Origin of the sequence: Frateuria hangzhouensis, from assembly GCF_026410505.1 — a bacterium.
Lineage (GTDB): Bacteria > Pseudomonadota > Gammaproteobacteria > Xanthomonadales > Rhodanobacteraceae > Frateuria_A > Frateuria_A hangzhouensis.
Genome location: NZ_JAPMIU010000012.1, coordinates 62,789 through 76,820, shown reverse-complemented (window position 1 = coordinate 76,820; position 14,032 = coordinate 62,789). Strand labels below are relative to the sequence as shown.

Sequence of the window (14,032 nt, the reverse complement as noted above, 5' to 3'; positions counted from 1 at the left end):
TTCGGCAGGACCGATAATGCACGGGTCTTTCGCCGCCCCGATGCCATGTCCATTGTTCTTACCGATTTCGCGCTTCCGCGTCTGTTCCCGCGCGAGCCGCGCCGCAACACGATCCAGGACTGCACGCCCGAAGCGTTCGAGCGCCGCCTCAACGAGGTGCCGCCGCTGAAGGTGCTCGATGGCTACGCGCCGTTCTGCAAGTTGCACGTGCATGCCAACTGGACGTCCACGCGCTGCCTGGCCGTGCCGATCACCGATGGCAACCGGCATGTGCTGCGCTCGGACTACGAAGCGCGAACGCGGGACGAGTTGCCGGTGCTGGTGCGCTGGTTCGAAGGGCTGGATCCGCCGGTGGCCGCTTACCTGATCCCGATCCTCTACAGCCGCCAACAACTGGCGAAGGAAGGCTCGCCGATCGAGGCCGACTGGGGCGTGGTCGGTTGCATGTACACCGCCGAGCCGCAGGAAACCCCGATGGCGCCCATCACCATGCTGCGCAACGCGCTGGGCGTGGAGGAGGGCGGCTCGGGCGTGCCGCTGGATCGGGCAGCCTACCGATCCAGCGTGGAGTTCTGGCGCACGCATGCCAACTGGCGGGGGTAGGAGCAGGGTCGTTCATGGCCGACCCTCGGGCGGCCGGGCCACGGCCGTTTGCATGGGACCGTCGCGGCAGCGCTGACACGCTCGATTCCTCTTTCCCACGGCGTAATGCGCGCGGACGCCCGCGCTGCACGAGCAACAGCGCAAAACACGACGGGCACAGGGCGCAAGCTGCGGCGTCGAGAGGGGTGCCTCAGTGCTTGGGAACACGCCGCTGCCGGCCGTCGGGTCGACATTGGTTTGCTCGATGCCAACCATTGCGCGAGTATCCCCAAGGGGAGCAAGGGGAAAACCAGGATGTTTTTTTGCGTTGGCCGCTCGCGGGAGTGGCGGAGCGGTGGGTGCGCGGGAGAGGGCGATCCGTCCGTGGGTCGGATGCTTCAACGCGGCAAATACGAACGCGGCGATTTTGCCGGATCGCGCTTTGCTCGCCATGGCTTTCCGCCGGAATCGAAGGCACTCATCACACCGGCATCTGGCGCGCGGATTCCGGCGTCCGGGCGCGGTGGCGGCCCCGCATGGCTAAATTCAGCGCGGCCGGTGGTTGGCGTCAGCCGCAGCATGAGTCCGCATCATGCGCCGGTTGTGCGAGGGTCGTCGGGGAGCGGCTCGCCGGGCACGTGGATGAAGGGGATTGATCGTTTGGAGCGACCGCTGCCGGGCTCTGCGCAGGTGCGGTCGACGTCCGGGTGTGGAAGTTTTTGATCTGACGCAGGTCGGGCTATGGCTTGTCCGGCCGGCGGGACCGCTCATGACACTGACGGAAAGGAAGGGGGATTTCATGTTCGACAAGAAGCAGGGATTGCGGCCGTGCGCCATGGCGTTTGCGGTGGCACTGGCACTTGGACTGTCGGGTTGTGGTGGTGGCGGTGGCGGGGGCGGCGCGAACGTCCGGCCCTCGCCCACATCGCCTCCGCCGCCGTCGGGACCGGAAGACACTGGTGGCTTCAGCGGGGGCGAAGTGAACGTGGGTTCGGGCCAGGTCACCGTCTGGTCGGATGACATCACCGGTTCGATCGATCTGGTCAAAGTGGGCGCCGGCACGCTGGTGCTGGCCGGCACCAACAGCTATGGCGAAGGCACCACGATCAAGGATGGCACGTTGCAGATCGGCAATGGCGGCAAGACCGGCTCGATCACCGGTGACGTGATCGACAACAGCTCGCTGGTGTTCAACCGCAGCGACGACCTGACCTTCAACGGCATCGTCAGCGGAAGCGGCTCGCTGGAGCAGGCCGGCAAGGGCAGACTGATCCTGACCGGCACCAACACTTATACCGGCGGCACCACGATCAGCCACGGCACGTTGCAGCTCGGCGACGGTGGCAAGACCGGCTCGATCGTCGGCGACGTGACGGACAACGGCGCGCTGGTATTCAAGCGCAGCGATGATGTGACCTTTGGGGGCGTTGTCAGCGGCACAGGCGCGCTGGTGCAGGCAGGCATGGGGACGTTGACCCTCACCGGCACCAATACCTACGCGGGCGGAACCACCATTGCGCCCGGCAGTACCTTGAGGCTCCAGGGGAGGAAGGATGGTGCGGGCGGCTCGATCATCGGCCGGGTGCTTGACAACGGTACCCTCGAGTTTGCCTACGACGATCACGCAGAGTTCGATGGCGTGATCAGTGGTATCGGTGGGCTGGTGAAGTCAGGGACTGGTTCAGTGAGGTTGAGCGGCGACAATACCTACACAGGTGACACCCGGGTCAAGGCAGGAGAGCTATGGATCGGCAGCGGTGGCCTCTCCGGCTCGCTTGCCGGCGATGTCGTGATCGACAACGGAGCTTCGCTCGTTTTCGCCCGGTATGGTGAGATCACGTACAACGAGGCGATCTCCGGCGACGGCACGCTCGAACTGTACGACGGCACGCTGACACTGGATGGCGACAACAGCGGCTTTACGGGCATCAGCCGGACCGATGGCAACACGCTCATCGTCGGTAGCAAGCCTGGCGCGGGAGCGGAGCTTGGCGGTACGGTGGTCGTGGATGGAGTGCTGGGCGGTTACGGCAGTGTCGGTAACGTGACGGTGAGAACGTACGGCGCGCTGGCGCCCGGGTCCTCGACTCATCTCGGCACTGCAGGTGCATTTGGCACGTTGACGGTAAACGGCGACCTGACCCTGCAGGGAGGTAGCTTCGTCAACCTGAACCTTGGTGCGCCAAGCGCGTCACCCGGTGTGTTCGGTGGCAGCGACAATATCCACGTCAATGGTGACCTCAGCATCAACGGTGCGACGCTCAAGGTCAGCGATGTGGGCGATATGGGTCCGGGCCTGTACAACGTCATCACTTACACAGGCACCTTGAGCCAGAACTATGGCGGGTTGATCACCGCGCCGGTGCCGCCAAAACAGCAGTTCACGGTGCAATACGTCGATGGCCAGGTAAATTTGTTGGTCGAACCCAACCCGGCCATTGCTTTCTGGGCGCCCAATGGCCCGCTATCGCTTGGCGGCAGCGGAACCTGGACGTCGACCTCCGCAAGCTGGACGAATGTGGATGGCAGTGCTCCGCTGGGGCCGATGAAACTGCAGCCGGGTTTTGCGGAGTTCCAGGGAGCGCCGGGTACCGTGACAGTGGATGAGAGCGCGGGCGCGATAAATGTCACCGGCATGCAGTTTTTCGTCGACGGCTACACGTTGGCGGGCAAGACGGCCGGCGATCGAGTCACACTGATAAAAAACAGCACGGGCCATCTACCGGTTATCGAAGTGGGTGATGGCACCGCGGGCAGCGCCAACGACACGGCCATTGTAAGTGCCGTGTTGGAAGGTACTGACGGGATGATCAAGTCAGGTCACGGCACTTTGGTGTTGACGGGCGACAACACAATCGATGGGGAGTTTCAAATCAATGGCGGCGCCGTTGAGCTTGCCGGTGGCGGCTTGCCGAATGTCGACAGAATCCGTGTGGACAATCTCGCTGGCATAGGGGCCGCACTGCGCATAAATGCCGGCGTTGTGATTGACGCTCCGGTTGATCTTTTCCGAGGAGCGGTCCTTGATAACTATGGTGAAATCAGCTGGGCCGTGACCGGAGTGGATACCGCAACGATAAATAACGGGGGCGGTGGAAAAATTATCGACGTTGGCGGGGGCACTCCGGTGCAGTTTTATGGTGCCGGAACCCTGATCAATCGTGGCACTGGAAGCACCATTTCTGCGCTAAAAGGAGGTTCGGGGCATGGCGCCACTTTCTCGAATAAGCCAGGTATTGTCATAAATGCCGATGGCGCTAGCATAAATGGCCCGGACGGCGGTGTAGCCCTGTATGGGGGTGGCAAGATCACCAACGAAGGCGCCGGTAGCCGGATTTTCGACAACGACCCTGTGGGATCGGACGCTGGCATCCGGATCGAAGGAGGCCCGGGAACCGTGGACAACTCGGCTGGGGCGAGCATCAGTGGGTACTATTTCGGCGTGGCGATGTACGGCGGAGGCCAAGTGACCAACGATGGCGTCGGCAGCAAGATCTCCAGCGAGGATTACGGCTGGGGGGTGCAGGTCGGCGGTGGAAAAGGCACGGTGGTCAATACAAATGGCGCCGTTATCAGTGGCGCGCTCGGCGGCGTCGCGCTTGCCAGGGGCGGATCGGTGATCAACGGTGCGGGATCGCTGATCGAAGCGCTAAGCTCCGGGGAGCATGACTGCAACGACTTCAATAATTGTGCCATTCATGTCAGTTCCCGGTATGAGAATTACGGAGGGCCATTGACGCTCGTTAATGCGGGGCGCATTGCAGGCAATGTGCAGATGGACCCGGATGCGTCCAATACCGTCACACTGACAGCGGGGGGTTCCATTGAAGGCAACCTGGATATCGGTACTCGTACTGCATCGACGCTGACCTTGAATGGCGATTCGGGAACGTCGCAGTCATACTCGCAGGCGGTAACCGGCGCCACCACGTTCCGTGGTTCGTTGATCAAGGATGGCGATGGTGAGTGGACCATCGACAATGGTGGCCTTTCGTTTATCACCGGCACCACCGTCAACGGCGGTACGTTGAAAGCCACGGGTACGCTGCCGGGCGACGTCAAGGTCAACGCCTCGGGCAAGCTCGAAGGAGTGCCGCGGGTTGCCGGCAATCTTTCCGCTGCCGGCACGGTGACCGTTCTTGATGGTGATACCAGGGTCGGCGGCAATTACGCGCAGGCCGCTTCGGGCAAGTTGGCAGTCAGTCTGGGCAGCAGGCTTGATGTGGCCGGCAACGCCAAACTCGGCGGCGGAGCACTGGAAGTTACCGGGGCAGACAGCGGCTACGTCAGCAATAGCCGCACTGAGGTCCTCAGTGCGGCTGGCGGGGTCAGCGGTACCTTCGACCAGTTGGTCAAGGACACGGGCGTGGTATTCACGGCGACGACCATCAACTACGACGCCAACAGCGTATGGTTGGATACCACGGGCCTGGATGTGACTACCGCAGCCGCTGGCGATGGCGTGAGCTACACCACGGTCTCCATGGCCAGCGCGCAGCGCGTGCAGGGGGCGTTCGAACAGCTGGACGCCAAGATCGCGGCCGGCAAGCTGTCGGATGTGTCGGGCGATTTTCTGCAATCCGCCGGCCAGTTCCAACAGGCGCCGACAGTGCAGGCCGCGCAGGCATCGCTGGAAAGCTTGTCCGGTCAGTTGCATGCGGTCAGCGCGGCGATGACGTTCAAGGCCATCGATGCGTCCGGTCGGGTGTTGTCCGATCGCTTCGATGGCCTGCTCGACAATCGCACCGGCTTCGGCATGTGGACGGACCACCTCGACGTCGGTGGCGACATGGCGCGTGACGGGTTCGCTGGCATCAACTACCACTTGAGCGGGTGGCTGGTCGGCAGCGATCGGCAGGTCGGCCGTTCTGGCGTGGCTGGTTTTGCGTTCGGCCAGAGCCGTGGCCAGCAGCGGATGCGCCAGGGCTTCGATCACGACGACAGCCGCAGCACCGAGGCCATGGTGTATGCCGGTTGGCTCAACGGCCGCTGGTACATGCACGGCCGGGTTGGCTTCGGTCGCTTCAGGCAGGACGTCAGTCGACGGATATTGCTGGGTTACGACACCCAGGGCGTGGGTACCCGCTACAACGGCAGCTACCGCGTGGCCTATGGCGAGAGCGGCCTGCGCTTCGGCCGTGGCCACAGTTCCATTACGCCGTTTGTCGACGTGCAGTACGCGGGCATCGATCGCGACGGCTTTGCCGAACAAGGTGCCGGGGGCTTCGGCCTGCGTAGCGATGCGCAAGCTTTGGGACGCTGGGAGGTGGGACTGGGCATACGCGCGGGCCACCACTGGGATCTTGGCGGCAATCGCGCCCTGGACTTCGGTGCGCGTGCGCAGTGGCAGCGTACCCTGGCCTCGCATGGTGACGTGTTCGACGCCAGTTTCGTCGGCATGGAGCAATGGCAACCGTTGATCGGCGTCGGGCTATCGCGTTACCGCGGTGTGGTCGGCGTTGGGCTGGACGCCACGCTGTCGGCGCACACCGCGCTGAAATTCAGCTACGACAGGGAGATGGGCCAGCGCGACAATGCGCAGATGATGTCCGCGCGTCTTAGCGTGGCTTTCTGAGGCCAGCCTGGCCGGGGTGCTGCGAAGGCGCGCCTTGGCGATTATCCGTGATTCTTCACCGAACTCCGGGAATGAAGGGGCGCGACCGCCGTGTCACATCGGTGCTCCGCGGTCGCGCCCAAAGGCGCTCCTACAAAGAGCGGGCAAAACCCTGGTACGCGGCTCCGCTGGTTGGACGAACTCCTGGCATTTTCGGCACAGGCGTAGTCGTCGGCCGACAGACATGCGCATTGGGCCGCGGCAAGATTCGGCTTCCGGCGAAGGCCGATACCAGGAACTGCCAATGAATCGCATCAGGATGATCGCCGTCGTGTTGGCCTTGTTCGCCTGCGGGGCCGCTGCGGGAGCGATCGAGAAGACCAGCGACCTCGTGCGGCGCGATGCTCCGAAGGGAATCAGCGAGACGTTTTATGCGTGCATCGACAAGGCCGATTACGGCACCATCGCCATAGCTGCATGCCTGACTGCCGAAAAGCATGTCCAGGACGCGCGGTTGAATCGCTCGTACAAAGCGTTGCTGGGCAAGCTCGATGGCAAGGGTAGGGAGCAACTGGTGGATGCCGAGCGTGCCTGGTTGGCGTTCCGCGGCAAAAGCGGTGGATTGGAGTCCACGCTCTGGGGAAGCGAGATCGTCTCCAACCTGGAGGTTGCGCAGCGAGACATGTTTCGCGTTTGCGAACGAGCCAACACCCTGGATGACTATCTATCGCTGGTAAGCGATATGTAATCGTTGCCTGGTTCAAGGAAGAACAGCATGCCGAAAGTTGACACGCACGACATCGATGTCGTCGCCGGGGCCATGTATTTCGTGGTTGGCCGCGGCACCGAGGGCGGCAAAGCTTCCTATCACCTATCCGTGGTGGGGATCACCCCGGATACGGCTGGCCCCGATTGGGGAAAGGCCGAAGCGGTCATGGCGGACAGTGGCTATTCCATCGGAGCGATTCAGGTCGACCTGGGAAAACGTGGAACGTGGGCACTGGGATCGACCAGGGAGTCCCCACTGAAGCCGGGGGAGCACACCTACGTCGATGCCATCATCAAGGAATCCTCGGCTTTCGCGGAGAACCACGGCCTGCCATACACGACCGACAAGGCGCAGCTTCGCGCCCAGCTGCTATCGCACGGGAATGGTCTGGACGGTCGAAGCACTTTGGTCTTCGTCGATCCCGAAACGTATGACAGCATTAACGCCTGGGCGTCATCCGCGGTTGGCCAACCGTGGGTCCATCGCAATATCGACTATCCCCAGATCAGGCACGCGACGCAGTCTGCCATGGATCTGCTGGACACGCATGGAAAAAACGTCCCGGAGGATCGTCGCCTCGAAGCGATCGCGCTTCTGGCGAAGACCGACAATCAGATCCCTGCAAAGATGAGGGAGTTCGAGAAGGTTTTGAAGGATGGCGGCAACTATGAGGACCTCCTGGACGAAGCGCGCAAGATCGCGGGGCGCCACGGGTATTACGCTGGATTGAAAGCCGTCCACATGGCCGAACAGTACGAGGTTGCCTACCTGGACACAGAAAGGGCGGCTGCGCTCGACCGCGCACACGCCAAGGTAGGTCGCGCGGATTTCGATCCCTCCTTCGCTGCGGCGGATCCGGATTTCCAAGAAGCGCTGAGAGCCATCGGCCAGGTTCCGCCGGTCCGCATTCTGCGTCAGGGATCTCACGGCGATGATGTAGCTGCCCTCCAAGCGGGATTGGCCAAGCTCGGCATCACCGATGCACATGGTCGTGCGCTGCACGTGGATGGGGATTTCGGGCCGGGTACGCACGCCGCCGTGGTCAAGTTCCAGCATGCTCACGGGTTGGAGGCCGATGGGCTCGCCGGGCCGAAGACACTGCAGACGCTGCACGAAGCCACCCGCCTGCAAAGCGCGACGTTGGCCTACTACGACCATCCGGGGCATGCCCTGTTTTGCCAGGCGCTGCGAGGCGTCCAACTGCTCGACGCGAAGTGCGGTCGCACGCCCGACTATCTGTCGGAGAACCTTGCCGGATCGCTGGCAACGGCCGCTCGCGGCCAGGGACTCGGCCGGATCGACCACGTGGTGCTGGGGGAGAACGCGACGCGAGTCCTTGCGGTGCAGGGAGAGCTCGAATCGCCGCTCCGGCAGGTCGCCGGCGTGGACGTTCTGCCGGCGATCGCAAAGCCGCTGTTGCGGAGCAGCGCCGAATTCCAGGCGCTCCCGCCGCCTGCGATGTCGCAACGGCCCGGGGAGGCGCCTGGGTATCAGGCCCTCGCCGGGCCGCCGCTGTCCGCGATCCAGCGGTAGCGCCGATGGGTCGGCGCGCCGCTTCGCGCGCTATTGCCCGGTGACGCTGAGCATCGAGGTGTCGACGTCCTTCACGCCTTCGATGTTGCGGGCCGTGGATACCGCGCGACCGCGCTGTGCGGCCGACTCGACATGGCCGCTCAATGTCACCACGCCGTTGTTGGTTTCGACGCTGATGTCCGAGCTGCCCATGTCCTTGAGGGTCGCCAGGTTGGTTTTTACCTTGGTGGTGATCCAGGTGTCCTGGGCCGGCTCGGTGGACCCGGCCACCCCCTGGTCGACGCTGGCGCAGCCGGTTGCCAGCGTGGCCATGCCCAGGGCGAGCGCCAGGCCGAACGCGGCCGATCGCGACGTGCGGGAAGTGTTGCTGGCTTTCATGCGGATCTCCTTGGCTTGGTCGATGCATCGCCGTGCGGTGCGAACGCCAAATTGACAGAGCGCAGGTGATCCCATCGACAAGCCAGAGTGAGCAAATCGACACAACGCAGCGCCTGCTGTCCCCTCCCGCATTCGCAGGCCGATCGCGTTGGCCGCCTGCGCCGGGAGCGTCGGGGATCGTCCCCGCCAACGCGGCATGTGCGACTTTATCGGACCGTGGACGCGGTTTTTCGTACACTGCGCATTCCACTACCACCGAATGACCAATGGCCAAGCCCAACTATTCCTTCGAAAAGCGTCAGCGCGAACTCGCCAAGAAAAAGAAGCAGGACGAAAAGGAAGCGAGGAAGCGCGCCGAACGCGAGGCCGCCAAGGGCAACGCCACGCCGGCCTCCGACGCGGACGAGTAATCGATCCCGGCCGGTGAGCCTTCCTGCAAAAGGAAGGCACGGCCGGCCCGGCAAACTAGCGGCCCTGCAGTGCGGCCGCCGTATCGAGCAACACCACGCCGGGAGCGTCCCGGAGGTGTTCCCGCAGCCAGTAGCCATGTTCGGCGCCCACCGTCACCACGATGCGGCGGCCCGGGTTCTCGCGCGCGGCGCGCTGGATGACGTCCAGGAAATGGCCGTTCCATGCTGCCCAGCCGGCGCGTTCGCCGGGCCCCATCAGCGCTTCCTGCAGCACGTGCTTGGCGCGCAGCGTGGTGTCGGTCACCGGGTCGTTCACCGCGGCCGGCGAGGTCCAGTGCGCTCGCAGCGCCGCGTAGAGGCCGTCGATATATTTGCCGAAGGCTTCGGCGTGCGCGGGCTCGCGCTGGCCGAAGGCCGCGGTGTTGGCGCGATAGGGCGCAAGGATGGCACTGTAACGCGGCTCGGCCGGTTCCATGGCGTACACGCGGTAGTGACGACGGGCGATCAGGGGATAGATGACCGCCGGATACTCCTGCTTGGACTTTTCCGGCGGGCGCGCCGTGAGGTCCTCCGGTTGCAGCTCGACGCACAGGACATCCGGGTGCAGCGCCTCGATGGCGCGGCCGAGCGCCACGTTGCCGTAGGCAGGTACGTCGGCATGCATCTGGTGCAGCGTGGCGAGCACCACGACCGTCGCCGGCGCGGCCTGCGCCGACGCCACGACAGGCAAGGCCAGCCAACAGCCAAGGAGTAGTCGCCAGCGCATCGTGGATTCCCGCCCGTGTCCGGCCGCCACGGTAGCGAGCCGGGGGCGGCGGACGCAGTGCCGGAAGCCATGGCTCTCGCGCCGGGGCAAGCCCCGCCGTCGACGGCCCGCTGCGGCGTCCGGAGCGAATGGATCCACCGCAACCGCGGCCGCGGCGAACGTATCTTCTTGGGGCAACGGTGCCGACCGGCGCCATTGTCGCTGGAGATCCCATGCCCACTTTCTTGCGCCGTAGCGGCTTCGTTTTCGCATGGGCCCTGGCCTTGCCCACGCTGGCCGCGGCAGCGCCGGGGGCCGGCACGCCAAAGCCCTCCGTCGAGAGAGCCGCCGCCCGGATCGCCCAGGCGCTGGCAACGGTCCAGCAGACGCCCAACTCCTTCCCCGCCTACTCGGCCGTGTTCGTCCACGGGGCGGACGAGCGCTGGATCTACGTCAACGGGCGCGTGCGGGAGGACCGGCCCACCCCGGCGGATGCCGACACGCTGTTCTACATCGCCTCGCAGACCAAGTCGTTCATGGGACTGCTGGCGGCGGAGCTGGATCGCAAAGGCGTGTTTCCACTGGACACGACGCTGGCGCAGGTCTGGCCGAAGCTGGCGCTCCCCGCGCCGGTGGATCCGGCCAGGGTCACCATGACGGACCTGCTCTCGCACCAGGAGGGCCTGCGCACGGACACGCTCAACGTCGTGACGGCCTACGTGCGCGACATTCCGCCGGCGGATTATCCCCGCCTGCTGGCCAGCGAGACCCGCGCGCGCGATCCCGGCTTCCGCTACGCCAACCTGGGCGACCTGGTCTATGGCGCGGCGCTGGAGGCGCGGACCGGGCGCAACTGGCGCGATTGGCTCGATGCCGAAGTGCTCGGGCCATTGGCGCTCGATCACGTGGTGTCGCGGCCTTCGCGTGCCGATGCGGCGACCCTGAGCTGGAACCACCAGTGGGACGGCAGCCGCTGGCACACGCTGCCGCCCAAGCCCGATGCGCTGATGCATGCCGCCGGTGGGTTGCTGGCGTCGTCGAACGACATGGCCCGGTGGATGCGCGCCAACCTGAGGCCCGGTAAGGCAGGTACCCCGATCGATGCCGGGGCGTTGCGGCTCGCGCAACGACCGATCGCCAAAGCCGACCTCGCCGACCGCGAAATCGACTGCAACGGCTACAGCCTCGGGTGGTACACGTGCACCTACAAGGGCCAGCGCGCCTTGATGCATCCGGGCAGCTATACCGGCGCGGTGTCGGTGACCGTGCTGGTGCCCTCGGCTGATGCCGGAATGGCGGTGATGGTCAACAGCGACAGCGCCACCGAAGGTCTCGAGCTCGATCTCATGAAGGCGTTCATCGGGCTGGTGACGGGCCAGCCCGGCGAGCAGGCGCGCCTGGACAAGGCGGTGGCGAGCTACCCCGCGCGGCTCGCGGCAAAGACCCGCGGGCGGCTGGATGCGATCGCCAAGGCGCGCGCCCGGCCGGAGTGGAAAGGCTGGGCCTGGCATCCCGCCGGCCCGGCGCTGCAGGCCTTCACCGGGCGGTTCCACAACGCGCTCTTCGGCGCCATGGAGGTGAGCGAGGTCGATGGCCGGCTGCAGGCGAGCATCGGCGCGATGCGGCTTGCCCTGGAGCCGGCGCGGCCTGGCCTGTTTGGCGCGACTTCCGGGCCGATCGAGCCGCCGGAGCCGCTGCGTTTCGATGCCGCGCGCCGAAGCATCCGCTGGAACGGCCAGGTGTTCACGCGCTGAGACGGCGCCCGGCCGCCAATCCGCGGCCGCGTTCGCTTTGCTGCTTTGATGAACTTCACGGGACTATGCTCCGTTGATTGCGGCAAAGGCCGCGTAACCGGAGACGTGCCATGGCGATGAAATCGATTCGATGGATACCGGCGCTGGTACTTGCGTGCGCGTTGCCGCTGGCCGCGCAGGGGGCAGACCCGGGCAGCGCCGCGACCAGGCAGGTCAGCACGGCCAGCGCACACGCCGGCATGGCCCTCGGCGCGGCGAACCTGAAGATGGCCCATGCGCACCTGCAGCACGTCATCAACTGCCTGGTCGGCCCGTCCGGGCAGGCTTTCGACGCCGATGCGGAGAACCCGTGCAAAGGCATGGGCGAGGGTGCCATCGTCGACGCCAAGGGCGACGCCGCGCGCGAATCGCAGTTGCAGGCGGCTCTGAACGAGGCGCAGCAGGGGCTCCATGCCACGACGCTGGCGGACGCGCAGGCAGACGCGCAAAAGGTGCTTTCCAGCCTGAAAGGTCAATAACGGTTGATCACGCGGGAGCCACCATGAAGCATCCGTTCAAGGTCGGAGATCACGTGCGCTGGAATTCCGAAGCCGGCCACGTGGAAGGGACCATCACCGAGGTGCACACGCGCGATACCCAGTACAAGGGGCATACACGCCACTGCAGCGAGGACGACCCGCAGTACGAGATCAAGAGCGACAAGACCGACCACGTCGCCATGCACAAGGGCGCGGCGCTGCAAAAGATCGGCTGAACGCCGCGCAGTGCAACGTAGGGTGGGCTTCAGCCCACCAGCCGATGTTCCTCGAACGGGCTGGTGGGCTGAAGCCCACCCTACGTGCTTGATGGATAGGTCTATTCCCGCTCCGGCGCGTCGCCTTCGTACTTTTCGTGCAGCTTCACGGGCGCGACCGCCCGGCCGCTGCGCTTGCGGATCCACAGGTTGATCAGCTCGACGAATACCGAGAACGCCATCGCGGCGTAGATGTAGCCCTTCGGGATGTGGCGGCCGAAGCCGTCGGCGATCAGCACCAGCCCGATCATGATCAGGAAGCTCAGCGCGAGCACCTTGACCGTCGGGTGACGCTCGACGAACTCGCCGAGTGCCTTGGCGAATATCAGCATGAAGGCGATCGAGATCAGGATCGCCGCAACCATGACCCAGCGCTCGTCGACCATGCCTACGGCGGTGATGATCGAATCGAGCGAGAACACCACGTCCAGCAGCATGATCTGCACGATCACGCCGCCCAGCGATGCGGCAGCGGCCTTGCCCGGGCTTGCCGGTTCGCTGGCGCCTTCGAGTTTCTGGTGGATTTCGTGGGTGGCCTTGGCGATCAGGAACAGGCCGCCGCCGATCAGGATCAGGTCGCGCCAGGAGAAGGGCTGGCCCATCACCGAAAACAGCGGGGCGGTCAGGCCGATGATCCAGGCGATCGCCATCAACAGCGCCAGGCGGGTGACGGCGGCGAGCGTGATGCCCAGCCGGCGCGCCTTGTCGCGCTGCGCCGGCGGCAGCTTGCCCGCCAGGATCGAGATGAAAATGATGTTGTCGATGCCCAGCACCAGCTCGAGCGCGGTGAGGGTCGCCAGCGCAAGCCAGATCTCGGGATTCAGTAGAGCGTCCATGGGTTTTTCCGTTGTTCGGATGACGGACTGGGGAAACGCCGGCCCGGTCGGGCCGGCGGGCGTCAGGGGCGTGCGCGTGCTAGAAATCGAACAGTTCGCCGAGCAGCGATTTGTGGCGCTTGCGGCCGTGCCGGTAGGCATCGTGTTGCTCAGGGGCGGGAGGATAGGGCCGCCCATGGCGAGGCGGCGTCGTGATCGGCGCCGCGCGTGCAGCGGGCTGCTCGGCGCGGTCGATCAGGCGGTCGAGCTCGCCGCGGTCCAGCCAGACGCCGCGGCAGCTGGGGCAGTAGTCGATCTCGATGCCCTGGCGGTCGGTCATCGCGAGGTTCACGGTCTTGCATACGGGGCACAACATCATCTGTCTCCGGGTTCCGGAACCGGACGGGCGACAGGCCCGCCACACGCTCCGCTGAAACCCGAAAGTGCCGCATGCATGGATCGCGTGCATGCGGTCACCCGCGGGCGAAGCCGCAGCGCACATGCATCGGATGGACGCACCTTCGCCGCGGAACGGCGAAGGTCTTGCTCACAGGCCGGATCGGCCTGCTGCTGCACCGGAGCCTCAAGCTCGTCATGACGGCGACAGCACGTGGGAGCTACTCCCCTTCGAGGCCGAAGCCTAGCACGGACGTGGCTCCATGCAGCTGTCGCGGTGGGGCAATCGCCGTCGCCCGTGGC

The 14,032-nt window shown here is 65.1% G+C and carries 12 protein-coding genes; 8 read left to right on the top strand and 4 right to left on the bottom strand.

Going from position 1 to position 14,032, the window contains the following annotated elements; translation table 11 throughout:
- Positions 1-45 precede the first annotated feature (45 nt).
- From OSC30_RS13280 to OSC30_RS13265, 4 genes are all read left to right on the top strand, one after another.
- Positions 46-603 carry a DUF3228 family protein gene (locus OSC30_RS13280; RefSeq protein ID WP_267172346.1) on the top strand — a complete coding sequence of 186 codons (558 nt, stop codon included), beginning with the start codon at positions 46-48 and terminating at the stop codon, positions 601-603.
- Between the two features lie 778 nt (positions 604-1,381).
- A complete protein-coding gene (locus OSC30_RS13275) occupies positions 1,382-6,157 on the top strand; it encodes an autotransporter outer membrane beta-barrel domain-containing protein (protein ID WP_267172345.1) in 4,776 nt (1,591 codons plus the stop codon).
- Between the two features lie 283 nt (positions 6,158-6,440).
- On the top strand, positions 6,441-6,884 hold the full coding sequence (locus OSC30_RS13270; RefSeq protein ID WP_267172344.1) for a lysozyme inhibitor LprI family protein: 444 nt from the start codon (positions 6,441-6,443) through the stop codon (positions 6,882-6,884).
- A gap of 27 nt (positions 6,885-6,911) precedes the next feature.
- Positions 6,912-8,438 carry an XVIPCD domain-containing protein gene (locus OSC30_RS13265; RefSeq protein WP_267172343.1) on the top strand — a complete coding sequence of 509 codons (1,527 nt, stop codon included), beginning with the start codon at positions 6,912-6,914 and terminating at the stop codon, positions 8,436-8,438.
- 30 nt (positions 8,439-8,468) lie between these two features.
- Here the strand turns inward: OSC30_RS13265 and OSC30_RS13260 are convergent, their stop codons facing one another.
- Positions 8,469-8,816, bottom strand: coding sequence for a BON domain-containing protein (locus OSC30_RS13260; RefSeq protein WP_267172342.1), 348 nt, complete (start codon positions 8,814-8,816; stop codon positions 8,469-8,471).
- Between the two features lie 266 nt (positions 8,817-9,082).
- On the opposite strand from OSC30_RS13260, the gene OSC30_RS13255 reads away from it, so the two are divergent.
- A complete protein-coding gene (locus tag OSC30_RS13255) occupies positions 9,083-9,226 on the top strand; it encodes a hypothetical protein (protein WP_267172341.1) in 144 nt (47 codons plus the stop codon).
- 55 nt (positions 9,227-9,281) lie between these two features.
- Here the strand turns inward: OSC30_RS13255 and OSC30_RS13250 are convergent, their stop codons facing one another.
- Complete coding sequence (locus tag OSC30_RS13250) at positions 9,282-9,992, bottom strand: hypothetical protein (protein ID WP_267172340.1); 711 nt, start codon at positions 9,990-9,992, stop codon at positions 9,282-9,284.
- 212 nt (positions 9,993-10,204) lie between these two features.
- Here OSC30_RS13250 and OSC30_RS13245 point away from each other — a divergent pair, with 212 nt between their 5' ends.
- From OSC30_RS13245 to OSC30_RS13235, 3 genes are all read left to right on the top strand, one after another.
- Complete coding sequence (locus tag OSC30_RS13245) at positions 10,205-11,725, top strand: serine hydrolase domain-containing protein (RefSeq protein ID WP_267172339.1); 1,521 nt, start codon at positions 10,205-10,207, stop codon at positions 11,723-11,725.
- A 110-nt stretch (positions 11,726-11,835) separates the two neighbouring features.
- Positions 11,836-12,243 (top strand): hypothetical protein, encoded by a 408-nt coding sequence (locus OSC30_RS13240; protein WP_267172338.1) that lies wholly within the window; start codon positions 11,836-11,838, stop codon positions 12,241-12,243.
- Positions 12,244-12,266: 23 nt separating this feature from the next.
- Positions 12,267-12,479 carry a hypervirulence associated TUDOR domain-containing protein gene (locus tag OSC30_RS13235; protein ID WP_267172337.1) on the top strand — a complete coding sequence of 71 codons (213 nt, stop codon included), beginning with the start codon at positions 12,267-12,269 and terminating at the stop codon, positions 12,477-12,479.
- A 101-nt stretch (positions 12,480-12,580) separates the two neighbouring features.
- On the opposite strand, the gene OSC30_RS13230 is transcribed toward OSC30_RS13235, so the two are convergent.
- Positions 12,581-13,354: a TerC family protein gene (locus OSC30_RS13230; protein ID WP_267172336.1), complete on the bottom strand. Its 774-nt coding sequence runs from the start codon at positions 13,352-13,354 to the stop codon at positions 12,581-12,583.
- 79 nt (positions 13,355-13,433) lie between these two features.
- Entirely contained in the window at positions 13,434-13,709 is a 276-nt protein-coding gene (locus OSC30_RS13225) for a TFIIB-type zinc ribbon-containing protein (protein ID WP_267172368.1), read from the bottom strand.
- Between the last annotated feature and the right edge of the window lie 323 nt (positions 13,710-14,032).

Excerpts from the sequence above, each read along its gene's own strand:
- OSC30_RS13270 (WP_267172344.1), top strand. The coding sequence starts at position 6,441 with ATGAATCGCATCAGGATGATCGCCGTCGTGTTGGCCTTGTTCGCCTGC.
- OSC30_RS13225 (WP_267172368.1), bottom strand. The coding sequence starts at position 13,709 with ATGTTGTGCCCCGTATGCAAGACCGTGAACCTCGCGATGACCGACCGC.
- OSC30_RS13275 (WP_267172345.1), top strand. The coding sequence starts at position 1,382 with ATGTTCGACAAGAAGCAGGGATTGCGGCCGTGCGCCATGGCGTTTGCG.
- OSC30_RS13240 (WP_267172338.1), top strand. The coding sequence starts at position 11,836 with ATGGCGATGAAATCGATTCGATGGATACCGGCGCTGGTACTTGCGTGC.
- OSC30_RS13245 (WP_267172339.1), top strand. The coding sequence starts at position 10,205 with ATGCCCACTTTCTTGCGCCGTAGCGGCTTCGTTTTCGCATGGGCCCTG.
- OSC30_RS13230 (WP_267172336.1), bottom strand. The coding sequence starts at position 13,354 with ATGGACGCTCTACTGAATCCCGAGATCTGGCTTGCGCTGGCGACCCTC.
- OSC30_RS13260 (WP_267172342.1), bottom strand. The coding sequence starts at position 8,816 with ATGAAAGCCAGCAACACTTCCCGCACGTCGCGATCGGCCGCGTTCGGC.
- OSC30_RS13265 (WP_267172343.1), top strand. The coding sequence starts at position 6,912 with ATGCCGAAAGTTGACACGCACGACATCGATGTCGTCGCCGGGGCCATG.
- OSC30_RS13235 (WP_267172337.1), top strand. The coding sequence starts at position 12,267 with ATGAAGCATCCGTTCAAGGTCGGAGATCACGTGCGCTGGAATTCCGAA.
- OSC30_RS13280 (WP_267172346.1), top strand. The coding sequence starts at position 46 with ATGTCCATTGTTCTTACCGATTTCGCGCTTCCGCGTCTGTTCCCGCGC.
- OSC30_RS13250 (WP_267172340.1), bottom strand. The coding sequence starts at position 9,992 with ATGCGCTGGCGACTACTCCTTGGCTGTTGGCTGGCCTTGCCTGTCGTG.
- OSC30_RS13255 (WP_267172341.1), top strand. The coding sequence starts at position 9,083 with ATGGCCAAGCCCAACTATTCCTTCGAAAAGCGTCAGCGCGAACTCGCC.